We start from the raw sequence: 25,582 nt of genomic DNA, 5'->3' as shown, positions 1-25,582 counted from the left end.
CCGAGAAGGAAGAAGAAAACGAAAATGACCGAATCCAACACCGCCCAGCTCTCCGCCGCGGGCGTGAGCATCTGGCTCGACGACCTGTCGCGTGAGCGCATCAACGCCGGTGGCCTGCAGAAGCTGATCGCCGAGCGCAACGTCGTCGGCGTCACCACCAACCCGACGATCTTCGCCTCGGCGCTCGCCAAGGGCGAGGCCTACGACGACCAGGTCGCGCTCCTCGCCAAGAGCGGCGTGAGCGTCACCGACGCGGTCTTCGAGATCACGACCGATGACGTCACCCGTGCCAGCGACATCTTCCGCGAGATCTACGACGACACCAAGGGCTTCGACGGCCGCGTGTCGATCGAGGTCGAGCCGGGCCTCGCACACGACGCCAAGGGCACCATCGACCAGGCGATCAAGCTCGCCGCCAAGGTCGGCCGTCCCAACGCGCTCATCAAGATCCCGGCCACGGTCGAGGGTCTCGAGGCGATCACCGCCGTCATCGCCCAGGGCATCAGCGTCAACGTCACCCTGATCTTCAGCCTCGAGCGGTACCGCGCGGTCATCAACGCGTACCTCACCGGTCTCGAGCAGGCCAAGGCCGCCGGCATCGACATCTCGGCGATCCACTCCGTCGCCTCGTTCTTCGTCTCGCGCGTCGACACCGAGATCGACAAGCGTCTCGACGCCGTCGGAACCGACGAGGCCAAGGCCCTCAAGGGCAAGGCCGGCGTCGCCAACGCCCAGCTCGCCTACGAGGTCTACCAGCAGGCCTTCGACACCGAGCGCGCAAAGGGCCTGCTGTCGGCCGGCGCCAACAAGCAGCGCCCCCTCTGGGCCTCCACCGGCGTCAAGGACCCGAACGTCCTCGACACCACCTACGTGGTCGAGCTCATCGCCGCGGACGTCGTCAACACGATGCCTGAGAAGACGCTCGAGGCGACCTTCGACCACGGCGAGATCCGTGGCGACTCCATCAGCGCCTCCTACGCCGCCGCCAACGAGGTCATGGACGCCATCGCGGCCCAGGGCGTCTCGTACGACGACGTGACGGAGCTGCTCGAGAAGGAGGGCGTCGAGAAGTTCATCGTCTCCTGGAACGAGCTCCTCGACACCGTCACCGCCGCCCTCGAGGCCGCGAAGCCGTCCGAGGTCGCCAAGTGACCATCACGATCGCAGCCAGCGGCTCCGCCGCGGAAGCCGTCGAAAAGGTCGTCCCCCAGCTGGTCTCGGATCTCGTCGCCTCGGGCATCACGGCTCAGAACCCCACCCTGTGGGGCCCTTACGCCGAGGACGAGTCCGCGAAGCGTCTCGGCTGGACGGAGGCGGTCGTCGTCTCCACTCCTCTGATCGACCAGATCGAGCAGCTCCGCGAGGAGCTCGCCGGCAAGGGCGTCGACCACGTCGTGCTCGCGGGAATGGGCGGATCGTCGCTCGCCCCCGAGGTCATCACGCGCACCTACGGCGTCGAGCTGACCGTGCTCGACGCCACGGAGCCCGGCCAGGTCCTGACGGCCCTCGCCGACCGCCTGGAGCGCACCGTCCTCGTGGTGTCCTCGAAGTCCGGCTCGACCGTCGAGACCGCCAGCCAGCGGAAGACCTTCGAGAAGGCCTTCCGTGACGCCGGGATCGACCCCGTCGACCGCATCGTCGTCGTGACCGACCCGGGTTCCCCCCTCGACGGGTCCGCTCGCGAGGCCGGCTACCGCGTGTTCAACGCCGACCCCAACATCGGCGGGCGCTACTCGGCGCTGTCCGCGTTCGGCCTCGTGCCGTCGGGCCTCGCCGGCGCGGACATCCGCGAGCTGCTCAGCGAAGCGGACGCGGTCACGGTCGAGCTGGCTCAGGACGGAGCGGCCAACCCCGGGCTCGTCCTGGGTGCGGTGCTCGCCGGAACCGAGCCGCTGCGCGACAAGATCGCCATCGTCGCCGACGGGACGCACATCATCGGGTTCCCCGACTGGGCCGAGCAGCTGATCGCGGAGTCCACCGGCAAGCAGGGACGAGGGCTCCTGCCCGTCGTCATCGGCACGGACGCCCCCGAGGTGTCGCTCGGACTGCACGACGTGCAGATCGTCCGACTCGTCGCCAACGCCGCCGAGACCCGCGAGGTCGCGCCCGGCGAGGTCGAGATCTCCGGCTCGCTCGGTGGTCAGATCATGGTCTGGGAGTACGCGGTCGCCGTCGCGGGTCGCCTGCTCGACATCAACCCGTTCGACCAGCCCGACGTCGAGTCGGCGAAGATCGCCACGCGCGCGCTGCTCGACGACCGTCCCGCTCCCACTCCCCCGGCCTTCACGGCCGAGGGCATCGAGGTGCGTGAGGTCGGCGGCGTCGAGCTCGGAGATTCGCTCGAGAGCGCCGTGTCGGCTCTGCTGTCCGCTCTCTCGGACGACGGCTACGTGTCGATCCAGGCGTACATCGACCGGGTGGCCAACCCCGAGCTCGAGACTCTCCGCGACGCTCTCGCGGCGAGGACGAAGCGTCCGGTGACGTTCGGGTGGGGACCTCGTTTCCTCCACTCGACCGGGCAGTACCACAAGGGCGGCCCCGCGAACGGCGTGTTCCTCCAGATCACGCAGGTGGCCGAGCGCGACCTCGAGATCCCGGAGAGCCCCTTCACCTTCGGGCAGCTCGTCCAGGCGCAGGCGGCCGGTGACGCCAAGGTGCTCGCCGAGCACGGCCGTCCGGTGCTCACCCTGACGGTGACCGACGTCGCAGCCGCGCTTCCCGCGCTGCTCGCCGCCCTCCGTTGACCGAGCGGGTCGGTGCCCCGAGGGGCACCGACCCGCTTTCCGTTCGGGGACGCTCGTGCCCGGGCGGAGATTCACGACCCCGAAGGAACCACATACAGATGTCACCGGTCGAGATCACGCCGGAGTCCAACCCCCTGCGGTTGCCCTCCGACCGCCGACTCAATCGCATCGCCGGTCCCAGCGGCCTCATCATCTTCGGCGTGACAGGCGATCTGTCCCGCAAGAAGCTGATGCCGGCCGTCTACGACCTGGCCAACCGCGGCCTCCTGCCGCCGGGATTCGCGCTCGTGGGCTTCGCCCGACGCGAATGGGAGGGGCAGGACTTCGAGCAGGTCGTCTACGAGGCCGTGAAGCAGCACGCCCGCACCCCCTTCGACGAGGACGTCTGGCGGCAGCTCAAAGAAGGGTTCCGCTTCGTCCAGGGGGTCTTCGACGATGCCGACGCTTTCACCCGGCTCAAGGACACCATCGAGGAGCTCGATCGTGAACGAGGGACGATGGGCAACCATGCGTTCTACCTGTCGATCCCGCCCAAGGCCTTCCCGATCGTCACCGAGCAGCTCCGCAACTCCGGACTCGCCGAGGAGAAGGACGGCGCGTGGCGTCGCGTGGTCATCGAGAAGCCCTTCGGCAGCGACCTGACCACGGCTCGCGAGTTGAACTCCGTCGTCGAGACGGTCTTCGAGCCCGACTCCGTCTTCCGGATCGACCACTACCTGGGCAAGGAGACGGTCCAGAACCTCCTGACCCTTCGCTTCGCGAACCAGATGTACGAACCGCTCTGGAACTCGAACTACGTCGACCACGTCCAGATCACCATGGCGGAGGACATCGGCGTCGGCGGTCGTGCGGGCTACTACGACGGCATCGGCGCTGCGCGCGACGTCATCCAGAACCACCTGCTGCAGCTCCTCGCCCTGACGGCGATGGAGGAGCCCGTCTCCTTCACGGCGCGCGATCTCCGGGCCGAGAAGGAGAAGGTCCTGTCCGCTGTGCGCCTCCCCGGGGACCTGGCCACGGGCACGGCGCGAGGCCAGTACTCGGGCGGGTGGCAGGGCGGTGAGAAGGTGCTGGGGTTCCTCGACGAAGAGGGCATGAACCCGGAGAGTCTCACCGAGACCTTCGCCGCCATCAAGCTCGAGATCGCCACCCGACGGTGGGCCGGCGTCCCCTTCTATCTGCGGGCCGGCAAGCGGCTCGGGCGTCGGGTCACCGAGATCGCCATCGTCTTCAAGCAGGTGCCCGAGAACATCTTCGGGACGCAGACGTCGCTGGGTCAGAACGCCCTCGTGATCCGCGTCCAGCCCGACGAGGGAGTCACTCTCCGATTCGGTTCCAAGGTCCCGGGCATCGGGACGCAGGTGCGCGACGTGACCATGGACTTCGGTTACGGACACGCGTTCACCGAGGCCAGTCCCGAGGCCTACGAACGACTCATCCTCGACGTCCTGCTCGGCGATCCGCCCCTGTTCCCCCGGCACGAGGAGGTCGAGCTCTCCTGGAAGATCCTCGACCCCATCGAGGAGTACTGGGCGACCCAGGGTCAGCCGGAGCAGTACCGTCCGGGCACCTGGGGCCCGACGTCCGCCGATGAACTCATGGCCCGCGACGGCCGAACCTGGAGGCGTCCATGATCGTCGACCTGCCCGACAGCACCATCAGCCGCGTCCAGAAGTCGTTGGTGACCATCCGAGAAGAGGGAGGGGCGGTCGCGCTGGGTCGAGTCCTCACGCTCATCATCTCGACCGGCCTGGGCGAGGAGGAGGAGGCCATCGAGGCCGCCAACGACGCTTCTCGTGAGCACCCGATGCGCGTCATCGTGATCTCGACGTCGAGCGACAGGCGCGCGGACGAGGTGGCTCGGCTGGATGCCCAGATCCGCGTCGGCGGAGACGCCGGGGCCAGCGAGGTCATCGTGCTCCGCGCATACGGCGACACGGCGAGCGACGAGGAGGGTCTCGTCACGGGACTCCTCCTCCCGGACGCCCCCGTCGTGGTCTGGTGGCCGGGAACCGCGCCTGCGGTGGTCTCGGAGTCCCCCCTCGGTCGCATCGCCCAACGGCGGATCACCGACGCCGCGAGCCAGCCGAACCCTCGGCAGACGATCGTCGATCTGGCGGACACCTACGCTCCGGGCGACACCGACTTCGCCTGGACGCGCCTCACGCTGTGGCGCACGCAGCTCGCGGCCGTCCTCGATCAGCCTCCCTACGAGCCCGTCACGGCCGTCGACGTCAGCGGCGCACCCGACTCGCCGTCCACCCTCCTGCTCGCGGCCTGGCTCCGCCTGCAGCTGCAGGTGCCGGTGGAGAACGAGCTGACGACACGTGCCACGGGGTCGAGCGGGATCCACGGGGTCCGACTGGTCCGCGCCTCCGGGGCCATCGAATTGGAACGCGACCAGGTGAACGTGGCGACCCTCACCCAGCCCGGCCAGCCGACGCACGACCTGTCGCTGCCACGCCGGTCGCTTCGGGACTGCCTGGCGGAAGAACTCCGTAGACTCGACCCGGACGACCTCTTCGGGAACGTCGTGAAGCATGGGGTCCGCCAATTGAGCGAACCCGTCCAGGACAGCTAGGGCAGACGATGACTGTGACCAACGAACGCCGGGTGCTGGTGCACTCCAACAAGGAATCGCTCGGTGCATCCGTCGCCGCGCGGTTCATCACCAAGATCATCGACGTGCTCGAGGAGCAGAACTACGCGTCGATCGTCGTGAGCGGTGGCTCGGTCAGCACGCTCGTCCTCGCCGCCATCAACGCGTCACCGGCCCGCGACAGCGTCGACTGGTCCCGGGTGTCGTTCTGGTGGGCCGACGAGCGCTGGGTCGAGGCGGGACACGCCGATCGCAACGATCACCAGGCGGGGCTCGATCTGCTCGACCACATCGGTGTCGACCCCGAGAACGTGCATCGCTTCGGCGCCGTCGGAGAGTTCGACGACGTCGAGGCGGCGGCCTCGGCCTACCGTGCGGAGCTGCAGGAGCACGCGCAGGGCGACGACGCCTCTCCGCGCTTCGACATCACGCTGCTCGGTGTCGGGCCCGACGGCCACATCGCTTCGCTCTTCCCCGACAAGCCCCAGATCCGGGATGCGAGCTCGACCGTGCTCACGATCGACGACTCCCCCAAGCCCCCGCCCGTGCGACTGACTCTCAGCCTGCCGGCCATCAACAACTCGCAGCGCGTGTGGATGATCCTGGCGGGCGCCGAGAAGGCGTCCTCGCTCGGTCTCGCCCTGGCGGGTGCCGGGGCCGACCAGGTCCCCGTCGCCGGAGTCAAGGGTCGGAAGCGCACGGTCTTCTTCGTCGACGGTGATGCGGCCGCCGAGGTCCCGGAGAACCTCATCGCGTCGACCTACTAGTCGGGACCACGAAGAAGCCCCGCAGCACTCATGCTGCGGGGCTTCTTCGTGTCCTGGCCGATCGATGATGCGGCCAGGACGGCGATGGTCTCGGATCAAGCCTTGCCGCGACGTACTCGGAGCTGCTGCAGCGCCTCTTCGAGGAGCTGTGCGGCTTCCTCTTCGGTCCGACGCTCTTTCACGTAGGCCAGGTGCGTCTTGTAGGGCTCGAGCTTCGCCACGCTCGGCGGGTTGGCCTTGTCGCGCCCTGCCGGCAGACCGGACGACGGCGAGTCGACCGTCTCGGGGATCTCGTCCTCGGGGACGTTGGCGGCGAAGTGACGGACCACCTCGTTGCCCAGGGCGTCCCAGTAGGAGATGGTGATGCGCTCGGCGTGGTAGCCGCGGTCCTGCTCGCCCATGGGGCCGGCGCCGACGCGCGAGCCGCGGATGGCGCTACCGCCCGATGCCATCAGGCCACCGCCGAGAACTTGGTGATGAGACCCAGCACGACGATGCAGGTGATCCAGACGAGGCCGAGGAACACCGTGATGCGGTTGAGGTTGCGCTCAGCCACACCGGAGGCGCCGAGGTTGCTCGTCACGCCACCGCCGAACATGTCGGAGAGGCCGCCACCGCGACCTCGGTGGAGCAGGATGAGCAGGGTCAGCAGGAGGCTCGTGATGCCGAGCAACACCTGCAGGATGACCTGGAGAATTTCCACGTGGAACCTTTCGATGCGGTGAGACCGCTAACGAGTATAACCGCCGGTGGTCGCATCCACGGCCTCACCCGCGGGCGAACCGGGAGGAGCGCCGACGGGTGAGGGACGAAGGGTGAGGGTCAGACCCCGACGTGCGACGGGAACCGCACGATGCTCGCGAAGCCGTCGACGTCGAGGCTCGCTCCGCCGACGAGGGCTCCGTCGACGTTCGGCTCGCGCATGAAGGCTGCGATGTTCGAGGCCTTCACCGATCCGCCGTAGAGGATCCGCGTCGCACCGGCCGATTCGGCGCCGTGCACCTCGCGGAGTGCGTCGCGCAGTGCCGCGCAGACCTGCTCGGCCTGCTCGGCCGTCGCGGCGGTACCGGAGCCGATCGCCCAGACCGGCTCGTAGGCCACGACGATGTCGGCGCCGGCCGGTGTCTGGGCCAGAGCCGCCTTGAGCTGCGCCACGGGGACGGCGCTCGGTCCGTGCTCCTCCAGGTCGGCGGCCGTCTCGCCGACGCAGACGACGGGCACGAGCCCGCTGCGATGGGCTGCGGCGACCTTGGCCGCCACGACCTCGTCGTCTTCGGCGTGCAGCGTGCGGCGTTCCGAGTGGCCGACGATGACGTAGGTCACGTCGAGCTTGGCCAGGAAGGCGCCCGAGATCTCACCCGTGTAGGCCCCTGAATCGTGAGCCGACAGGTCTTGCGCGCCGAGTCCGAGTTGCAGCTTGTCGGCGTCCAGGAGGGTCTGTACGGAACGGAGATCCGTGAAGGGCGGGAAGACGACGGCCTCGACGGCGCTGTAGTCGTGCTTGGCGTCCTTGAGGCTCCAGGCGAGCTTCTGGACGAACGCGATCGACTGCAGGTGGTCGAGGTTCATCTTCCAGTTGCCGGCGATGAGGGGCGTGCGTGCGGTCACCATCCGAGGACCTCCAGTCCGGGGAGTCGTTTGCCCTCGAGGAATTCGAGGCTGGCCCCACCACCGGTGGAGATGTGTCCGAACTGGTCGTCGGAGAAGCCGAGAGCGCGGACGGCGGCGGCGGAGTCCCCGCCTCCGACGACGCCGAGACCGTCCACCTGGGTGAGGGCCTCGGCGACGGCCTTGGTCCCGTGGGCGAAGGCGTCGAACTCGAAGACGCCCATGGGGCCGTTCCAGAACACCGTCGACGAGCCGAGGACGATCTCGGCGAAGCGTGCCGAGGTCTCGGGGCCGATGTCGAGCCCGAGCGCGTCGGTGCCGAGGGGCGATGTCTCGATGCCGTCGATCGCGACCGTCGTGTGGTCGGCGTCGCCGTCGAAGGCGGAGGCGATCTCGACGTCGACCGGGAGGACGAGGTTGACGCCTCGCTTCTCGGCGTCGGCGAGATATCCGCGGACCCGGTCGATCTGGTCTGCTTCGAGAAGGCTCTTGCCGACGGCATGGCCCTGTGCGGCGAGGAAGGTGAAGAGCATGCCGCCGCCCACGAGCAGGTTGTCGACCCGGGGCAGGAGGTGCTCGATGACGCCGAGCTTGTCGGACACCTTCGAGCCGCCCAGCACGACCGTGTAGGGGCGTGCGGGGTCGGTCGTGAGCTTCTCCAGGACCTCGAGCTCGGTCGAGATGAGGGTGCCCGCCGCGCTGGGGAGCAGCTGCGGGAGCTCGAACACGCTCGCCTGCTCACGGTGGACGACTCCGAAGCCGTCCGACACGAAGACGTCGCCGAGTGCGGCGATCCGCTCGGCGAAGCTCCGGCGCTCCGCGGCGTCCTTAGAGGTCTCGGCCGCCGAGAACCGCAGGTTCTCGAGGACCGTGATCTGCCCGTCGGAGAGGGCTGCGACGGCGGCCGTGGCCTCGTCGCCGACGGTCTCGGGGACGAACCCGACGCTCTTGCCGAGCAGCTCGCTGAGTCGCTGAGCGACGGGACGGAGGCTGTACTCGGGTGCTACCCGACCGTCGGGGCGTCCGAGGTGGCTGATGACGACCACACGTGCTCCCTGGTTGATCAGGAGGTTGAGCGTCTCGAGGGAGGCGCGCACGCGTCCGTCGTCGGTGATCCGGTAGCCCTTGAGGGGGACATTGAGGTCGCAGCGGACGATGACTCGTCTGCCGGCGAGGGAGCCCAGGGACTCGAGGGTGCGCAGGGTCATGACCTTCTCTTCGTTCGGCGAAGGCGGCCGGGCATGGTGCCCGGCCGCCTTCGATGATTCGGTGCGAGGAGCGCGGTGCGCTACAGGCGGTCGGCCACGTACTTCGTGAGGTCGACCAGACGGTTCGAGTAGCCCCACTCGTTGTCGTACCACGAGGTGATCTTGACCAGGTTGCCGATGACCTTGGTGAGCCCCGAGTCGTAGATCGACGAGTGCGGGTCCGTCGTGATGTCGGTCGAGACCAGCGGGTCCTCGGAGTAGGCGAGGATGCCCTTGAGCTCGCCCTCGGCCGCGGCCTTGTAGGCGGCGTTGATCTGCTCGACCGTGACGGGCGTCGAGGTCTCGAGGGTCACGTCGGTGATCGAACCGGTGGGCACGGGGACGCGGAGGGCGTATCCGTCGAGCTTGCCGGCGAGCTCGGGGATGACGAGGCCGATGGCCTTGGCGGCACCCGTGGAGGTCGGGACGATGTTGAGCGCGGCGGCGCGAGCACGACGCGGATCCTTGTGAGGGCCGTCCTGGAGGTTCTGGTCGGCCGTGTACGCGTGCACGGTGGTCATGAGGCCACGCTCGACACCGAAGTTGTCGAGGAAGACCTTCATCAGGGGTGCCAGGCTGTTCGTGGTGCACGAGGCGTTCGAGATGATGTCGTGCTTCGCGGGGTCGTAGATGCCCTCGTTGACACCGAGGACGATCGTGGCGTCGTCACCCGTGGCGGGTGCCGAGATGAGGACCTTCTTCGCGCCGGCGGTGATGTGCTTGCGAGCGTCCTCGGCCTTGGTGAAGAAGCCGGTCGACTCGACCACGATGTCGACGCCCAGCTCGCCCCAGGGGAGGTTGGCGGGATCGCGCTCGGCCAGGACCTTGATGGGCTTGCCGTTGACGACGATCGAGTCGCCGTCGAGCTCGACCGTGGCGTCGAGGCGTCCCGTGATCGAGTCGAACTTGAGGAGGTGCGCCAGCGCGGCGTTGTCCGTGAGGTCGTTGACGGCGACGATCTCGATGTCGGTGCCCTTGGCGAGCGCCGCACGGAAGTAGTTGCGGCCGATACGACCGAAGCCGTTGATGCCGATCTTGACGGTCAAGGAAACTCCTGTTGATCAGGCGTCGTGGGGACGCGTGGAGGGGGTGGGCGACCAGACCCGTGAACGCAGCCGAAACCGGGGTGGTGAGGGATGCGCAGCCGTACGCGACACTACCAGGCACGGAGTCGTGTTACCCGAGGAGCCGTGCCGTCCCCGTGGGGGTCGTGGGTGCGGGCGCCGCCTTCGTGTCAGTCGAGTTCGAGGTCGGAGGGCAGGCTCGACTCGGTGCCCGGGAGACCCAGATCGGACGCCTTCTTGTCGGCCATCGCCAGGAGCCTCCTGATGCGTCCGGCGACGGCGTCCTTCGTCATGGGCGGATCGGCGTGCTGCCCGAGTTCGTCGAGGCTCGCATCTCGGTGGGACAGCCGGAGATCGCCCGCGTACTTCAGGTGGTCGGGGATGTCGTCTCCGAGGAGCTCCATCGCACGTTCGACGCGGGCGCAGGCGGCGACGGCCGCCTCGGCGGAACGGCGGAGGTTGGCGTCGTCGAAGTTCACGAGGCGGTTCGCGGTCGCCCGGACCTCGCGGCGCTGCCGCATCTCCTCCCATTCGCCCACCGAGCGGTGGGCGCCCATGACGGCCAGCATGGCGCTGATCGCCTCGCCGTCGCGGATCAGGACACGGTGGATGCCCCGTACCTCTCGGGCCTTGGCCGAGATGCCCAGGCGGCCGGCCGCTCCCACGAGCGCCATCGCCGCCTCGTTGCCGGGGCACACGACCTCGAGCGAGGCGGACCGGCCGGGGTCCGTGAGGGTTCCCTGGGCGAGGAAGGCGCCTCGCCAGATGGCCGCCAGATCGTCGCGAGAACCGGTCGTCAGCCTGTTCGGCAGACCACGGACCGGGCGACGCCGTTGGTCCATGAGACCCGTCTGACGCGCGAGGGTCTCGCCCGCCTCGTGGACCCGGACGAGGTAGTGGTTCGTCCGACGCATCCCCGACGCGGCGATCACCGACACGTCGCTCCTGGCGCCGTAGAGCTCGGCGAGGTCCTTGCGCACCCTCCGGGCGATGACGGGGCTGTCGAGCTCGGCTTCGACGGCGATCCGACCCGAGATGACGTGCAGTCCGCCGGCGAACCGCAGGATCGTTGCGACCTCGGCGGCGCGGACGGTCGTCCGGCTCACCTCGACCTGTGCGAGTTCTTCTTTGACGTCGGCAGTCTGAGCCAAACCTGGATTCCTTCTCTCGGGTTCGATCGGCGAACGCGCGCACGATCGTTCGTCTCGGTCATTCCCGGCCGAGGTCGCGATGCTTCACGCTGACGGCCACACCACGGAGCTCGCGCAGATGCGCTGCCAGCTCACCGACGAGGGTGACCGACCGATGCTTGCCGCCCGTGCAGCCAATGGCGATCGTAGCGTGTCTCTTGTTCTCACGCTGATAGCCCTCCAGCACGGGCTCCAGAGCCGCACCGAACGCCTCGATGAACCGACGAGCGCCCTGTTGCGCCATGACGTACGACGTGACGGGCTCGTCCAGACCGTTCTGCGCTCGGAGCTCGGGGACCCAGAACGGGTTGGGAAGGAAGCGGGCGTCACCGACCATGTCGGCGTCCGTCGGGAGGCCGTACTTGAAGCCGAAGCTCAGCACCGTCACCTGCACACCCGGACGTTCCGACTCCGCGAAGGTCTCGGTGATGGAGGTGGCCAGCTGATGGATGTTCAACTCCGACGTGTCGACGATCACGTCGCTGGTCTCCCGGAGCTCCTCCATGCGAGCCCGCTCGGCGAGGATGCCGTCGAGGAGCGTTCCGTCTCCCTGGAGCGGGTGCGGACGCCGGACCTGCTCGAAACGCCGGACGAGGACGGCGTCCGTGGCGTCGAGGAACAGCACGCGGACCTTGCTCGGCATGCTCTCGCGAAGCGTCCGCACGGCCGTCTGGGCCTCGGAGAACAACCTGCCGCCCCGCACGTCGACGACCGCGGCGATCTTGGGGAGGGAGTCGCCGGCTCGTTCGGCGAGATCCAGCAGCGGGCGCAGCATCTGGGCCGGGAGGTTGTCGACCACGTACCAGCCGAGATCCTCGAGGGCGTTCCCCACGGTCGAGCGGCCCGCACCGGACATCCCGGTGACGATCAGGACCTCTTGCTGTTCGCTTGCGTCGCTCATGAGCGCAGACCTTCGATCGATGCGGGGGTCGGGTGGTGGGTCGATTCTAGACGCGTGTCGTCGAGTCGTCGGCGGTGGGCCGGGCGGTCTCGCCGTCTGACTCGGCGTCAGCGGCGTCCTCCTGCACGGCGGCGTCCGAGACCGTGCCGAGCCGTTCGCTGACCGCTGCGGCCAGGGTCGGTCCGATGCCCCGTACGGCGGAGATCTCCTCCGGTGAGGCCTGTTTGAGACGCTTCACCGATCCGAAGTGCTTGAGCAGACGTGCCACGCGCGATGGGCCGAGGCCCGGTATCTCAGCGAGCTGGGAGGCGATGTCCCGGCGTCGCCGCTGGCGTTGGAACGTGATCGCGAAACGGTGCGCCTCGTCGCGGATCCTCTGGATGAGGAACAGCGCATCGGAGTTGCGCGGGAGGATGACCGGGAAGTCGTCGTCGGGCAGCCAGATCTCCTCGAGCCTCTTGGCGATGCCGCACAGGGCGATGCCTTCGACACCGGCGTCGTCGAGTGCCCGCCGCGCTGCGGCGACCTGGGGCTGACCGCCGTCGACGATGAGCAGGTTCGGGCGGTAGGCGAACCGCTTGCGCTGCTCCCCGACCTCCTCCACCGGAGCGAGCTCGTCGTCGAGGCGAGCCAGTCGCCGACTCAGCGTCTGGTAGATCGACTCGGTGTCGTCGGTCGAGCTGGGGATGCTGAAGCGGCGGTACTGGTCTTTGCGAGGCAGGCCGTCCTCGAAGACCACCATCGAGGCGACGATGTTCGTCCCCTGGAGATGGGAGACGTCGTAGCACTCCATCCGGAGAGGCGCCTCGGTCATTCCGAGCGCCTCCTGGATGTCGGCCAGCGCCGTCGAGCGAGTCGCGAAGTCGGCGCTCCTGCGGGTCTTGTAGAGCATGAGCGACTGCTGGGCGTTCAGGGTGGCCGTCTGCATCAGGGCCGCCTTGTCGCCGCGTTGCGCCGTGTGGATCTGCACCTTGCCCCTGCCGCGGAGTCCGCCGAGGACGCTCTCGAGAGCATCATTGTCGTCCGGCACGGCCGTCACGACGATCTCGCGCGGCAGCTCGGCCCCGGAGGAGTAGCTGTCCTGCAGGATCTGCTCGACGAGCTCGCCCGTGGTGACGTCGATCTCCTTGTCGACCACCCAGCCCCGGGACCCGCGGATACGACCTCCGCGCACGGTGAACAGCTGGACCGCCGCCGCGAGCTCGTCCTCGGCGAGGGCGAACAGGTCGAGATCGACCGAGTCGCGCAGGACGACGGCGGACTTGTCGAGAACGGCCTCGAGCGCCTGGACCTGGTCGCGCAGACGTGCGGCGTCCTCGTACCGCTGCTCGACGGCCGCGGTCTTCATCTGCTTCTGGAAGTCGCCGATGACCTTCTTGTCGTAGCTGCCCATGAAGGTGACGAACTCGTCGACGATGCGACGGTGCTCCTCGATGGTGACCTTGCCGGAGCACGGACCACCGCAGCGCCCGATCTGTCCGGGGAAGCACGGCTTGCCGGTCTGCATGGCCTTCTTGTAGCTGCTGTCGGAGCACGTCCGGATCGGGAAGACCTTGATCATCAGATCGATGGTGTCGTGCACGGCCCAGATCTTCGGGTACGGCCCGAAGTACTTGGCTCCCCGGATGCGGGGATTGCGCGTGACCATGACCCGGGGAGCCTCGTCGCCCAGGGTGACGGCCATGAAGGGGTAGGTCTTGTCGTCCCGGAACTTGACGTTGAAGGGCGGGTCGAACTCCTTGATCCAGGTGTACTCGAGCTGCAGCGCTTCGATGTCGCTGCCGACGATCGTCCACTCCACGGAGCTCGCGCTGAGCACCATACGACGAGTCCGCTCGTGCAACGTGGGCAGGGGGGCGAAGTAGTTGCTGAGCCGAGCCCGGAGGTTCTTGGCCTTGCCCACGTACAGGACGCGGCCGCGCTCGTCTCGCCACCGGTAGACGCCCGGATCGGTCGGGATCTCCCCCGCCTTCGGGCGCCATGAGACCGTGTTGCTCATCGTGCCCCGAGGGCCTCCCGACGGCGTCGCGAAGACGACTTCGGGGAGGTGGTGGTCGGTCGCGAGCCATGACCGGACTCGAGCATCTCGGCCAGGAAGACGCCCGTGTGGCTGCCGGGGACGCCGGCGAGGAACTCGGGGGTACCGGCTGCGATGACGGAACCGCCGCCGGCCCCACCCTCGGGGCCCATGTCGATCAGCCAGTCGGCGGACTTGATGACGTCCAGGTTGTGCTCGATCGTGATGACGGTGTTGCCCTTGTCGACGAGTCCGTTCAGCACGAGGAGCAGTTTGCGGACGTCTTCGAAGTGCAGGCCCGTCGTCGGTTCGTCGAGGACGTAGATGCTGCGTCCGTTCGAGCGGCGCTGGAGTTCGGTGGCCAGCTTGACCCGCTGCGCCTCGCCTCCGGACAGGGTCGTCGCACTCTGGCCGAGGCGCACGTACCCGAGCCCGACATCGACGAGGGTCTTCATGAAGCGCGAGATCGCCGAGATGGGCTCGAAGAACTCGGCCGCCTCGCTGATCGGCATGTCGAGCACCTCGGAGATGTTCTTGCCCTTGTAGTGGACGGCGAGAGTGTCCCGGTTGTACCGTGCCCCTCCGCACACCTCGCAGGCGACGTACACGTCGGGCAGGAAGTTCATCTCGATCTTGATCGTGCCGTCGCCGGCGCAGTTCTCGCAGCGGCCGCCCTTGACGTTGAAGCTGAATCGTCCGGGCAGGTAGCCCCGCGCCTTGGCCTCGACCGTCTCGGCGAAGAGATTGCGGATGCGGTCGAAGACACCCGTGTACGTGGCCGGGTTCGATCGGGGTGTCCGACCGATGGGCGCCTGGTCGACATGGACGACCTTGTCGAGGTTGTCGAGTCCGGTCACCCGGAGGTGCTTTCCCGGGATCTGCCGAGCGCCGTTCAGCTTGTTGGCCAGCACCTTGTACAGGATGTCGTTCACCAACGACGACTTGCCCGATCCGCTGACACCGGTCACCGCGACGAAGGCGCCGAGGGGGAAGTCGACGGTGACGTCGCGGAGGTTGTTCGCCTTCGCCCCGACGACCGAGATCATGCGCTTCTTGTCGATGGGGCGACGCTTGGTCGGCGTCTCGATCGAGCGTCGACCGGCGAGGTAGTCGCCGGTGTACGACTCCGTGTTGGCGAGGAGCTCCTCGTAGCCGCCGGAGTGGACGACCGTGCCGCCGTTGACGCCGGCGCCCGGCCCGATGTCGACGATCCAGTCGGCCGTCTTGATCGTGTCCTCGTCGTGCTCCACCACGATGAGGGTGTTGCCGAGGTTCTTGAGCTTGACCAGGGTGTCGATCAGGCGGCGGTTGTCTCGTTGATGGAGACCGATGCTCGGTTCGTCGAGGACGTAGAGCACGCCCGTCAGACCGGAGCCGATCTGAGTGGCGAGCCTGATGCGTTGGGCCTCGCCGCCGGACAGGGATCCCGCCGCTCGAGCCAGGGAGAGGTAGGTGAGCCCCACCTCGAGGAGGAACTCGAGTCGGACGCGGATCTCACGGAGGACCTGAGCGGCGATGCGGGCCTCGCGAGTGGTCAGCGAGAGCCCGTTCATGAACTCGAAGGCGTCGGAGAGGCTGAGTTCGGAGACGTCCGCGATGTTGTGGTCGGCCACCGTGACGGCCAGGACCTCGGGCTTGAGTCGCTTGCCGCCGCAGACCGAGCACGGGATCTCGCGGAGGTACTCGGAATAGCGCTGCCGTTGGCTGTCGCTCTCGGCCTCGGCGTATTTGCGTTCGATGTAGGGCATGACGCCCTCGAAGCCGGTCGAGTACTTCATCTCGCGACCGAAGCGGTTCTTCCACTTCACCGTGACCTCGAAGTCGTTCCCGTGCAGCACCGCGGTCTGGATCCTCTCGGGGAGGTCCGCCCACGGGGTCTTCAGGCTGAAGTCGAGATCGACGGCGAGACCCTCGAGGAGCTTCTGGAAGTAGTTGTACAGCCCCTTGCCGGAATTGGTCCAGGGCAGGATGACGCCCTCGGCGAGGCTGAGCTCGGGGTCGCCCAGGACGAGGTCGGTGTCGACGGACATCCGTGTCCCGAGGCCGGAGCATTCCGGGCAGGCTCCGAACGGGGCGTTGAAGGAGAACGTGCGGGGTTCGATCTCGGTCAGCTGGACCGGGTGGCCGTTCGGGCACGAGAGCTTCTCGGAGAACGTACGGTACTTGCCCGCGGCGCCCGCGTCGGTGTCCACGAAGTCGATGGTCACGAGACCGTCCGTCAGGCGGAGGGCGGTCTCGAGGGAGTCGGTGAGCCGGGTCAGGCCGGACGGCGACGAGACCAGACGGTCGACGACGACGGAGATGTCGTGCTTGACCTGCTTCTTGAGCTTCGGAGGTGCGCTGAGCTGGATCTGCTCACCGTCGACGATCGCACGGGAGTAGCCCGACGAGGCGAGCTCGGCGAACAGATCGACGAACTCGCCCTTCTTCTGCGACACGACGGGGCTGAGGACCTGATAGCGCGTGCCCTCGTCGAGTGTCATGAGCTGGTCGGCGATCTGCTGGACGGTCTGCCGGCTGATCTTCTCGCCGCAGACGGCGCAGTGCGGGATGCCGATGCGAGCCCAGAGGAGACGCATGTAGTCGTAGATCTCGGTGATCGTTCCGACGGTGGATCGGGGATTGCGGTTCGTGGACTTCTGGTCGATCGAGACCGCTGGGCTCAACCCCTCGATGAAGTCCACGTCGGGCCGGTCCACCTGGCCGAGGAACTGCCGGGCGTACGCCGAGAGCGACTCGACGTAGCGACGCTGACCCTCGGCGAAGATCGTGTCGAAGGCCAGAGACGACTTGCCGGAGCCCGAGAGCCCGGTGAAGACGACCAGGGAGTCACGAGGGATCTCGAGGTCGACGTTGTGGAGATTGTGGACTCGGGCCCCTCGAACACTGAGTTTCGGGACACCGTCTACGGGAGAGATTGACACTCTTACCATTCTATCGAGGCCACCGACATTCGAGGCGGCCGTCTGCTCAGAGGAGGGCGGGCTGGGTGGAGGTGAGTCGGGCCGATTCGGACCAGAGGCGGCTGGCGGTGTCGGTGTCGTGGGCGTGTTTCTGCGCCGTCACCAGGGCAGGACCACCGGTGAGCTGGAACCAGCCGGCCGGTCCCCAGTATTCCCCGCCTCGGACCCCCTCGGCCGTAGCCGCGTGCACGAGCGGCTCGGCGCCGACTTCCTTGCCCTGGGAGAACGTATGCATGGCCGAGGTGACGACGGCCGGAGGACGTCGAGGCACGACGACAGGCGGCCGGGGGTCGCTGAGGGACTCCCACGCGAACCCGGGGTGGGCGACGACGCTGACGACCGGGGAACCGGACTCGCGGAGGCGCCGGTCGAGCTCGAAGCCGAAGGACATGACCGCGAGCTTCGAGCGGGCGTAAGCGACGTAGCTCGAGTAGCTCGACAGCATCATCGGGTCGTCGAGGTCGAGTCGGACCCATCGATGGCTGATGCTCCCGAGGTGGACGATGCGCCCGGCCGTCGAGGACCGGATGGCCGGCATGAGGTGCGAGACGAGGGCGAAGTGACCCAGATGGTTCGTCCCGAACTGCGACTCGAATCCGTCTGCGGTCGTCTGCCGGCGTTTCGACCCGACGACTCCCGCGTTGGCGAGCAGGACGTCGACCGCTCCCCCGGCGGCGATCGCCGCGGCACCGGAGCGGATCGAGGAGAGGTCGGCGAGATCGAGTTCGACGGTCTCGAGGTCCGCTCCCGGCACGCGCTCGATGATCGTGTCCACCGCCCGGACCGCGCGTTCGCCGTCTCGCGCCGCCAGGACGACCTTGTGCCCCTGCGAGGCGAGCCTCTCCGCGGCGAAATAGCCCAGGCCCGCGGTCGCGCCGGTGATGACGACGCGTCGGCGATCAACGGACATGGCCGGCTGCTTCCATCTGACGGAGGTCCTTCTTGAGATCGGCCACTTCGTCGCGGAGCCGCCCGGCGAGCTCGAACTTGAGCTCCGCCGCCGCCTGGAGCATCTGCTCGTTCAGGTCGGCGATGATCGACTCGAGGCCGTTGGCGGCGCCGGCCGCGAGCCCCTCCCGCTTCAGGTTGGGGGTCGGCGCGCGCTTCTTGCCGTCGCGCCCGGCGAGCAGCGCGGCCGTGTCGGCGCCTTCGCGCGCGAGGGCCTCCGTGATGTCGGCGATCTTCTTGCGCAGGGGCTGCGGGTCGATGCCGCGTTCGAGGTTGTAGGCGATCTGCTTCTCGCGACGGCGATCCGTCTCGTCGAGCGCCTGTCGCATCGAGTCGGTCATCTTGTCCGCGTACATGTGGACCTGGCCCGAGACGTTCCGGGCGGCACGCCCGATGGTCTGGATGAGGGACGTCGACGACCGCAGGAAGCCCTCCTTGTCCGCATCGAGGATGGCGACCAGGGAGACCTCCGGCAGGTCGAGGCCCTCTCGGAGGAGGTTGATGCCGACGAGCACGTCGTAGACGCCCTGACGGAGCTCCGTCAGGAGCTCGACCCGTCGCAGGGTGTCGACGTCGGAGTGCAGGTAGCGGACCCTGACCCCCGCCTCGGTGAGGAAGTCGGTGAGCTCCTCCGCCATCTTCTTGGTCAGCGTCGTCACGAGGACGCGTTCGTCGCGCTCGCTCCGTGTGCGGATCTCGTCGAGCAGATCGTCGATCTGACCCTCGGACGGCTTGATGACGATCTCGGGGTCGATGAGGCCCGTCGGGCGGATGATCTGCTCGACGACGCTGTCGGTAATGCCGAGCTCGTACTTCCCGGGAGTGGCCGACAGGTAGACCTTCTGACCCACCCGGTCGAGGAACTCCTCGAACTTCAGCGGCCGGTTGTCGAGGGCGCTCGGAAGCCGGAAACCGTGGTCGACGAGGGTTCGCTTGCGGGAGGCGTCGCCCTCGTACATCGCCCCGATCTGCGGCACGGTGACGTGCGACTCGTCGATGACGACCAGGAGATCGTCGGGGAAGTAGTCGAGGAGGCAATGCGGTGCCTCGCCGGGAGAGCGGCCGTCGATGTGCGCCGAGTAGTTCTCGATGCCGTTGCAGAAGCCGATCTGCTCCATCATCTCGAGGTCGAAGGTCGTGCGCATCCGCAGTCGCTGGGATTCGAGGAGCTTGCCCTGCTTGTCGAGCTCGCCGAGGCGGTCGGCGAGCTCGTTCTTGATGGTGCCGATCGCGCGGTGCATCACGTCGGTGCCGGCGACGTAGTGCGAGCCGGGGAACACCGAGACCGCGTCGAGGGTCTTGACGACGTCGCCCGTCAGAGGGTGCAGCGCGTAGAGCGCCTCGACCTCGTCACCGAACATCTCGATGCGGATCGCCAGCTCCTCGTACATCGGGATGATCTCGATCGTGTCTCCTCGGACCCGGAAGTTGCCGCGCGAGAAGTCGATGTCGTTGCGCTGGTACTGCATCGACACGAAGCGCCGGATGAGGGTCTCGCGGTCGATCCTCTGGCCGACCTGGAGCGCGATCATCGCCTCGAGGTAGCCCTCCGGCGTTCCGAGCCCGTAGATGCACGAGACGGTCGAGACGACGATGACGTCACGCCGGCTGAGGAGGGAGTTCGTCGTCGAGTGCCGCAGCCGTTCGACCTCGGCGTTGATCGAGCTGTCCTTCTCGATGAAGGTGTCGGTCTGAGGCACGTACGCCTCCGGCTGGTAGTAGTCGTAGTACGAGACGAAGTACTCGACGGCGTTGTGCGGGAACATCTCGCGGAACTCGTTCGCCAGCTGCGCGGCGAGGGTCTTGTTGTGGGCGAGCACGAGGGTCGGGCGCTGCACCTGCTCGACGAGCCACGCGGTCGTCGCCGACTTGCCTGTTCCGGTCGCTCCGAGGAGGACCACGTCGGTCTCGCCGGCGTTGATGCGCCCGGCGAGTTCGGCGATGGCGGCGGGCTGATCACCGCTGGGCTCGTATTCGCTCACGACTTCGAAGGGGCGAACACTGCGGGTTGGTTCCATGCTCTCGAGTTTACGAGCGACCACTGACACCCGGCCCAAGGCGGACGTCCGCCTTCGCCGCTGACAGCGAACGCAGGCGCTCGTAGAGCTCGTCGGCGTGGGCACGCGTCTCGTCGAGGGTGCCCGAGGCGTCGACGACGAGATCGGCCGCGGCCAGACGGGTGGCATCGTCCGCCTGCGCGTCGATGCGGCGTCCGGCCTCGTCTTCGGCCATCCCCCGGAAGCGGATCAACCGTCGGAGCCGCTCCTCCCTCGGAGCGTGCACGACCGCCACGACGTCGAACTCCCCCGCACCCCTCGACTCGACGAGCAACGGGACGTCGTACACGACGACGCGCGCGGGGTCGTCGCGGACCGCCTCGGTCATGCGTGCTGCGGAGAGTTCTCGCACCGCAGGATGGATGATGCCCTCGAGGTCGGCACGGGCCGAGGCATCGGCGAAGACGATCGCTCCGAGCGCTGCACGGTCGAGGACTCCGTCGCTCGTCAGCACGCCGACTCCGAATCGTGCCACCACGGCGGAGAGCCCGGGTGTGCCCGGTTCCACCACCTCGCGAGCGAGACGGTCGGCGTCGACGACGGCTGCTCCGCGTTCGGCGAGGCGAGTGGAGACGGTGCTCTTCCCGGCCGCGATGCCTCCGGTGAGACCACAGACGAACATCCGACGAGCGTACCCCCACGCGCGCGTGGGTGCGGCCGGGACGACCACGGGGCCAGACGCCGACAGGCGGCTCCCCCTTCGGGGAACCGCCTGTCGGATGGTCGTGACGCGCGAGGCGTCACCGACTCAGTTGCTGCTGGAGAGCTTCTCGCGGAGAGCGGCGAGCGACTCGTCGTCGGCGAGGGTGCCGGCGCCCGAGGCGGACTCGTTCGAGAAGGAGGAACCGGTGGGCACGTCGAAGGTGGTCTCCTCGGCGAGCGAAGCGGCGACCTGCTTCTTGTGTGCTTCCCAGCGAGCCTGGGCGGCAGCGTAGTCCTGCTCCCACTTCTCGCGCTGCGAGTCGAAGCCCTCGCGCCATTCGTTGGTCTCCGGGTCGAAGCCCTCGGGGTACTTGTAGTTCCCCTGGTCGTCGTACTCGGTGAGCATGCCGTAGAGCGCGGGGTCGAACTCGGTGCCCTCGGGGTCGACACCCTCGTTGGCCTGCTTGAGGCTCAGCGAGATGCGGCGACGGTCGAGGTCGATGTCGATGACCTTGACGAACACCTCGTCGCCGACGGCGACGACCTGCTCGGCGAGCTCGACGTGCTTGGCCGAGAGCTCCGAGATGTGCACGAGGCCCTCGATGCCGTCGGCGACACGGACGAACGCACCGAACGGGACCAGCTTGGTGACCTTGCCCGGAGCGACCTGACCGATCGCGTGCGTGCGGGCGAAGACCTGCCACGGGTCCTCCTGGGTGGCCTTGAGCGAGAGCGACACGCGCTCACGGTCGAGGTCGACCTCGAGGATCTCGACGGTGACTTCCTGACCGACCTCGACGACCTCGCTGGCGTGCTCGATGTGCTTCCAGCTGAGCTCGGAGACGTGGACCAGACCGTCGACGCCGCCCAGGTCGACGAACGCACCGAAGTTGACGATCGAGGAGACGACGCCCTTGCGGACCTGGCCCTTGTGCAGGTTGTTGAGGAAGGTGGTGCGGCTCTCGGACTGGGTCTGCTCGAGGAGGGCGCGACGCGACAGGACCACGTTGTTGCGGTTCTTGTCGAGCTCGAGGATCTTCGCCTCGATCTCCTGGCCGAGGTACGGCGTGAGGTCGCGCACGCGACGGAGCTCGATGAGCGACGCGGGGAGGAAGCCACGGAGTCCGATGTCGACGATGAGACCGCCCTTGACGACCTCGATGACCGTTCCGGTGACGACGCCGTCGGCGTCCTTGATCTTCTCGACGTCGCCCCATGCGCGCTCGTACTGAGCGCGCTTCTTCGACAGGATCAGACGGCCTTCCTTGTCCTCCTTCTGGAGAACGAGGGCCTCGACGGTGTCGCCGACCTCGACGACCTCGGTGGGGTCGACGTCGTGCTTGATCGAGAGCTCGCGCGAGGGGATGACGCCCTCGGTCTTGTATCCGACGTCGAGGAGGACCTCGTCGCGGTCGATCTTCACGACGGTCCCTTCGATGAGGTCGCCGTCGTTGAAGAACTTCAGGGTCTTTTCGACCGCGGCCAGGAAGTCATCAGCGGATCCGATGTCGTTGATGGCGACCTGCTTGGGTGCCTTGGTCGTTACGGTTGTCATGTAGTTAGTGCTCCAGTGAAAGCATGAATCGGGCCGCGGTCATCCGTCGAACGGTGTTCGAGCGGGGAGTCGACCGCAGCGTGCGGGAAAAGTGACGCAGATAGCGCAAAGACATCATAACCGCGCGCCGGTCCACCGGCAACGGCCTTCGAGGCTGTGTCGTACGAGTCCGGCCGCCGCGTCTCGATGAGCGGGCGGCGTCGCCCGAGCGTCCACCCGGAGGCCGGCCGCCGTCTCAGGCGAGCAGTGCGCGCCGCAGGGTGTCGAGACCGACTCCTCCGAGCCGGAGGGCGTCGCGATGGAAGCGTCGCATGTCGAAGTCGGCTCCGTCCCGGCGCTGCCGCTCGGCGCGGAGATCCTCCCAGATGCGCTGCCCGACCTTGTAGGACGGGGCCTGTCCGGGCCAACCGAGATAGCGGTCGACCTCGAAGACGACGAACTCGTCGTCCATGTTGACGTTCTCGCGCATGAACGCGAGGGCGTTCTCCGCGTTCCAGGCCCCTCCGCCCCCGGGGAACGGCTTGCCGAGGTGCACGCCGATGTCGAGGACGACCCGGGCGGCCCGCATCCGCTGGCCGTCGAGCATGCCGAGACGGTCTCCGGGGTCGTCGAGGTAGCCGAGCTCGTCCATCAGCCGCTCCGCGTACAGAGCCCATCCCTCGGCGTGGCCCGAGGTACCGGCCAGCTGGCGTCGCCACGTGTTCAAGGTCGCCCGGTTGTGCACGGCCATGCCGAGCTGGAGGTGGTGCCCGGGAACACCCTCGTGGTAGACCGTGGTCGTCTCACGCCACGTCCCGAACCGGGTGACTCCCTCGGGCACGGACCACCACATGCGGCCGGGACGCGAGAAGTCGTCGCTCGGACTGGTGTAGTAGATGCCGCCGTCTCGGGTGGGCGCGATGCGGCATTCGAGTCGACGCACCTCCTCGGGGATGTCGAAGTGGCTTCGTCCGAGTTCGTCGACGGCGCGGTCGCTGAGGGCCTGCATCCACTCGCGCAGGGCATCGGTGCCGTCGAGTCGACGAGCCGGGTCGGCGTCGAGCACCTCGATCGCGCGACGGACGCTCGCACCGGGCTCGATGGAGCGCGCGATGGCCTCCTGCTCGTCGGTCATCCGGGCGAGCTCGTCGAGTCCCCACTCGTAGGTCTCGTCGAGGTCGACGGAGGCGCCGAGGAAGCGACGGGAATGGAGGCCGTAGGCCTCGCGCCCCACGGCGTCGTCCGAGACCGCCCGGGGAAGGAGCTCGTCTCGGAGGACGTCGCGCAGCCGAAGATAGGCGGCGGACGCCGACGCGGCGCCGGTCGCCAGGTCCGCGGCGAGACCGGGAGGAGGCGCACTGCCGTCGGCCAGGACCGCCCCCTCGACGAGGTCGCTGAAGAACCCGCCGGGAGCGCCGATCCGGTCGCACTGCACGGCGACCTTCTCGACCTGTCGCCGCGCAGGCACGATTCCTTCGGCCAGACCGGCTCGGAGCGTCTCGACGTAGCCGTCGAGCGCGTCGCCGACGTGGGACAGGCGGCCGGAGACGTCGGCCCAGTCGGCTTCGGTCGCGACGGGCATCAGGTCGAAGACCTCGCGGACCGCCTGCACGGGCGACGCGATGACGTTGAGGTCGCGCAGGTGCAGCCGGGACGCGTGGTGTTCGAGATCCAGTCGGAGCTCGCTTCGGAGGTCGTCGCGCGTGACGCGGTCCACGTCGTCGACGATCGGGGCGTCGTCCACCTCTCGGAGGGTCGCCGCAGCCTCGCTCGCGTGGCGATCGTGCCCGGCGGGAGAGAGGTCGCCGTACTCGGAGGTGCGCCCGGGGCGACCGATCCAGGTCGCCGTCGTCGGATCGAGGTCGACCAGGGTGTCCACCCACCGTTCGGCGATGCCGTCCATCGTCGTGGGGCGGCGGACAGGAGCAGAGGGCGTCTCGTCGGTCATGGGTCGAGCCTAAACCGGACCTCCGACCTCCGACTTCGGGGTCCCGGCCGGACCCGCCTGCGGACCCTGACCCGCACACGGACGAGGGCACCGGGTCGACGGGTGTCGATCCGGTGCCCTCGAGCGCCTGCAGGAGACGGAGTCAGTCCTTGTCGAGATCGGTCTCGAGGAGGGCTGCCAGCTCGTCGAGCGCGGCCTCGGCGTTGTCGCCGTCGGTCGCGACGACGACCTCGTCGCCGTGGTTGATGCCGAGCGAGAGCACACCGAGGATGCTCGCGGCGTTGACGCTCTTGCCCGCGGAGGTCGTGAGCGTCACCTTCGCGCCGGTCTTGCTCGCGGCCTGGCTGAAGAGCGAGGCGGGGCGGGCGTGCAGGCCGACGCTCGAGGCGATGGTGACGGTGCGTTCGGGCATTTCTTCTCCTTGGTCGAGACCACGATGGTGGTCGGGAGTCCCTCCACGACGGGAGCGACGGTGTTCAGGGGTGATGCGACGCCGTGACGACGGCGGTCTGGTCAGTCGTCGTCGTCTTCGTCGGTCGAGGCGAGCAGGTCGTAGACCTCGGCCGTCGTGGTCGCTCCGCGGAGGGCGGCCGCCTTGTCGGGGTCCATCAGGATGCTGGCCAGCTGGCTGAGGATGGCGATGTGGCCGTTGCCCTTGGCCGCGATGCCGACCGTGACGGAGACCTCGTTGCCGTCCCAGTCGACGGGCGTCGGGAAGCGGAGGACGACGAGGGCGTCGTCCTTGACCGAGTCCTTGCCGGCGAGCGTGCCGTGCGGGATGGCGACCCCTTCGCCCACGTACGTGGACACCGAGTTCTCGCGTTCGAACATCGCGTCGATGTACGACTCGTCGATCGCGCCGGCCTCGACGAGCGCCTGCCCGGTCGCGCGGATGGCGTCGTCGCGAGTCGCCGCGCTCTCGTCGAGCCGGATGGACGACTCGGCGAGGAGCGCGGTCAGCTCGGGTGCTTGCTGGTCGGCCATCGTCAGACCTCGACCGTCGAGCCGTCCTGGATGGCCTTGACGACCTTGGCGACGTTGGGGTCGCCCATGAAGAGCTGGAACGGGACGACCGGGATGTTGGGGACCACGCCGCGCGCACGCTCGGCGAGGTTGTTCTGCGTCACGACGACGTCGGCGTCGGCGGGGATCTCGGCGACCGGCGAGTGCTCGACGGTGACGCCGCTCTTCTTGAGCTGCTTCTTGAGCGTCGAGGCCAGCATGACGCTGCTGCCCATGCCCGCGTCGCACGCGACGATGAGCTTCTTGATGTTCGATCCGTCGAGGGTTGCCATGTCGATCTCCTTGTGTCGGGGGCGGGGTGGGTCGGGGGGCGACCGTCGGTCGCCCCCC

The 25,582-nt window shown here is 68.1% G+C and carries 22 protein-coding genes; 5 read left to right on the top strand and 17 right to left on the bottom strand.

Annotated features, from left to right (window positions below; translation table 11 throughout):
- Nucleotides 1-24 precede the first annotated feature (24 nt).
- From tal to pgl, 5 genes are all read left to right on the top strand, one after another.
- Nucleotides 25-1,152, top strand: coding sequence for a transaldolase (gene tal, locus FFA01_RS01220; RefSeq protein ID WP_146852161.1), 1,128 nt, complete (start codon nucleotides 25-27; stop codon nucleotides 1,150-1,152).
- Nucleotides 1,149-2,744 carry a phosphoglucose isomerase-related protein gene (locus FFA01_RS01215; protein ID WP_146852159.1) on the top strand — a complete coding sequence of 532 codons (1,596 nt, stop codon included), beginning with the start codon at nucleotides 1,149-1,151 and terminating at the stop codon, nucleotides 2,742-2,744. The genes tal and FFA01_RS01215 overlap by 4 nt, the downstream gene beginning before the upstream one ends.
- A 98-nt stretch (nucleotides 2,745-2,842) precedes the next feature.
- Nucleotides 2,843-4,378 (top strand): glucose-6-phosphate dehydrogenase, encoded by a 1,536-nt coding sequence (zwf, locus tag FFA01_RS01210; protein ID WP_146852157.1) that lies wholly within the window; start codon nucleotides 2,843-2,845, stop codon nucleotides 4,376-4,378.
- Nucleotides 4,375-5,325 carry a glucose-6-phosphate dehydrogenase assembly protein OpcA gene (locus tag FFA01_RS01205; RefSeq protein ID WP_146852155.1) on the top strand — a complete coding sequence of 317 codons (951 nt, stop codon included), beginning with the start codon at nucleotides 4,375-4,377 and terminating at the stop codon, nucleotides 5,323-5,325. Before zwf ends, FFA01_RS01205 begins: the two co-directional genes overlap by 4 nt.
- 14 nt (nucleotides 5,326-5,339) lie before the next feature.
- Nucleotides 5,340-6,110, top strand: coding sequence for a 6-phosphogluconolactonase (gene pgl / locus FFA01_RS01200; RefSeq protein WP_146852397.1), 771 nt, complete (start codon nucleotides 5,340-5,342; stop codon nucleotides 6,108-6,110).
- Between the two features lie 95 nt (nucleotides 6,111-6,205).
- Here the strand turns inward: pgl and FFA01_RS01195 are convergent, their stop codons facing one another.
- The 17 genes from FFA01_RS01195 to FFA01_RS01115 form a co-directional block, all read right to left on the bottom strand.
- Nucleotides 6,206-6,562, bottom strand: coding sequence for an RNA polymerase-binding protein RbpA (locus FFA01_RS01195; RefSeq protein WP_146852153.1), 357 nt, complete (start codon nucleotides 6,560-6,562; stop codon nucleotides 6,206-6,208).
- Entirely contained in the window at nucleotides 6,562-6,813 is a 252-nt protein-coding gene (gene secG, locus FFA01_RS01190; RefSeq protein ID WP_055797488.1) for a preprotein translocase subunit SecG, read from the bottom strand. The genes FFA01_RS01195 and secG overlap by 1 nt, the downstream gene beginning before the upstream one ends.
- 119 nt (nucleotides 6,814-6,932) lie before the next feature.
- A complete protein-coding gene (gene tpiA / locus FFA01_RS01185; RefSeq protein WP_146852151.1) occupies nucleotides 6,933-7,721 on the bottom strand; it encodes a triose-phosphate isomerase in 789 nt (262 codons plus the stop codon).
- On the bottom strand, nucleotides 7,715-8,926 hold the full coding sequence (locus FFA01_RS01180) for a phosphoglycerate kinase (RefSeq protein ID WP_146852149.1): 1,212 nt from the start codon (nucleotides 8,924-8,926) through the stop codon (nucleotides 7,715-7,717). The genes tpiA and FFA01_RS01180 overlap by 7 nt, the downstream gene beginning before the upstream one ends.
- An 80-nt stretch (nucleotides 8,927-9,006) precedes the next feature.
- Nucleotides 9,007-10,011, bottom strand: coding sequence for a type I glyceraldehyde-3-phosphate dehydrogenase (gene gap / locus FFA01_RS01175; RefSeq protein ID WP_146852147.1), 1,005 nt, complete (start codon nucleotides 10,009-10,011; stop codon nucleotides 9,007-9,009).
- A 188-nt stretch (nucleotides 10,012-10,199) separates the two neighbouring features.
- Complete coding sequence (whiA, locus tag FFA01_RS01170) at nucleotides 10,200-11,180, bottom strand: DNA-binding protein WhiA (protein ID WP_146852145.1); 981 nt, start codon at nucleotides 11,178-11,180, stop codon at nucleotides 10,200-10,202.
- A gap of 58 nt (nucleotides 11,181-11,238) precedes the next feature.
- A complete protein-coding gene (gene rapZ, locus FFA01_RS01165) occupies nucleotides 11,239-12,120 on the bottom strand; it encodes an RNase adapter RapZ (protein WP_146852143.1) in 882 nt (293 codons plus the stop codon).
- A gap of 46 nt (nucleotides 12,121-12,166) precedes the next feature.
- A complete protein-coding gene (gene uvrC, locus FFA01_RS01160; protein ID WP_146852141.1) occupies nucleotides 12,167-14,119 on the bottom strand; it encodes an excinuclease ABC subunit UvrC in 1,953 nt (650 codons plus the stop codon).
- The gene (uvrA, locus tag FFA01_RS01155; protein WP_146852139.1) at nucleotides 14,116-17,070 is read right to left on the bottom strand and encodes an excinuclease ABC subunit UvrA; all 2,955 of its coding nucleotides are present in this window, start codon (nucleotides 17,068-17,070) and stop codon (nucleotides 14,116-14,118) included. Before uvrA ends, uvrC begins: the two co-directional genes overlap by 4 nt.
- A gap of 37 nt (nucleotides 17,071-17,107) precedes the next feature.
- Complete coding sequence (locus FFA01_RS01150) at nucleotides 17,108-18,010, bottom strand: SDR family NAD(P)-dependent oxidoreductase (RefSeq protein WP_146852137.1); 903 nt, start codon at nucleotides 18,008-18,010, stop codon at nucleotides 17,108-17,110.
- Complete coding sequence (uvrB, locus tag FFA01_RS01145) at nucleotides 18,000-20,066, bottom strand: excinuclease ABC subunit UvrB (protein ID WP_146852135.1); 2,067 nt, start codon at nucleotides 20,064-20,066, stop codon at nucleotides 18,000-18,002. Before uvrB ends, FFA01_RS01150 begins: the two co-directional genes overlap by 11 nt.
- Before the next feature lie 10 nt (nucleotides 20,067-20,076).
- Complete coding sequence (coaE, locus tag FFA01_RS01140) at nucleotides 20,077-20,727, bottom strand: dephospho-CoA kinase (RefSeq protein WP_146852133.1); 651 nt, start codon at nucleotides 20,725-20,727, stop codon at nucleotides 20,077-20,079.
- 126 nt (nucleotides 20,728-20,853) lie between these two features.
- Nucleotides 20,854-22,302: a 30S ribosomal protein S1 gene (gene rpsA, locus FFA01_RS01135; RefSeq protein WP_146852131.1), complete on the bottom strand. Its 1,449-nt coding sequence runs from the start codon at nucleotides 22,300-22,302 to the stop codon at nucleotides 20,854-20,856.
- A gap of 235 nt (nucleotides 22,303-22,537) precedes the next feature.
- Nucleotides 22,538-24,229: a DUF885 domain-containing protein gene (locus FFA01_RS01130; RefSeq protein WP_146852129.1), complete on the bottom strand. Its 1,692-nt coding sequence runs from the start codon at nucleotides 24,227-24,229 to the stop codon at nucleotides 22,538-22,540.
- Between the two features lie 142 nt (nucleotides 24,230-24,371).
- Nucleotides 24,372-24,641, bottom strand: a complete 270-nt coding sequence (locus FFA01_RS01125) for an HPr family phosphocarrier protein (protein ID WP_146852127.1) — start codon at nucleotides 24,639-24,641, stop codon at nucleotides 24,372-24,374.
- Between the two features lie 101 nt (nucleotides 24,642-24,742).
- Complete coding sequence (locus FFA01_RS01120) at nucleotides 24,743-25,213, bottom strand: PTS mannitol transporter subunit IIA (protein WP_146852125.1); 471 nt, start codon at nucleotides 25,211-25,213, stop codon at nucleotides 24,743-24,745.
- Nucleotides 25,214-25,215: 2 nt separating this feature from the next.
- Nucleotides 25,216-25,524, bottom strand: a complete 309-nt coding sequence (locus FFA01_RS01115) for a PTS lactose transporter subunit IIB (protein WP_146852123.1) — start codon at nucleotides 25,522-25,524, stop codon at nucleotides 25,216-25,218.
- Nucleotides 25,525-25,582: the final 58 nt, after the last annotated feature.

The sequence above is a fragment of the Frigoribacterium faeni genome, assembly GCF_007988805.1.
In the GTDB taxonomy this organism is placed as follows: Bacteria; Actinomycetota; Actinomycetes; order Actinomycetales; family Microbacteriaceae; genus Frigoribacterium; species Frigoribacterium faeni.
The sequence above is the reverse complement of the archived record's forward strand: the minus strand, read 5'-3'. Positions and strand labels throughout refer to the sequence as shown.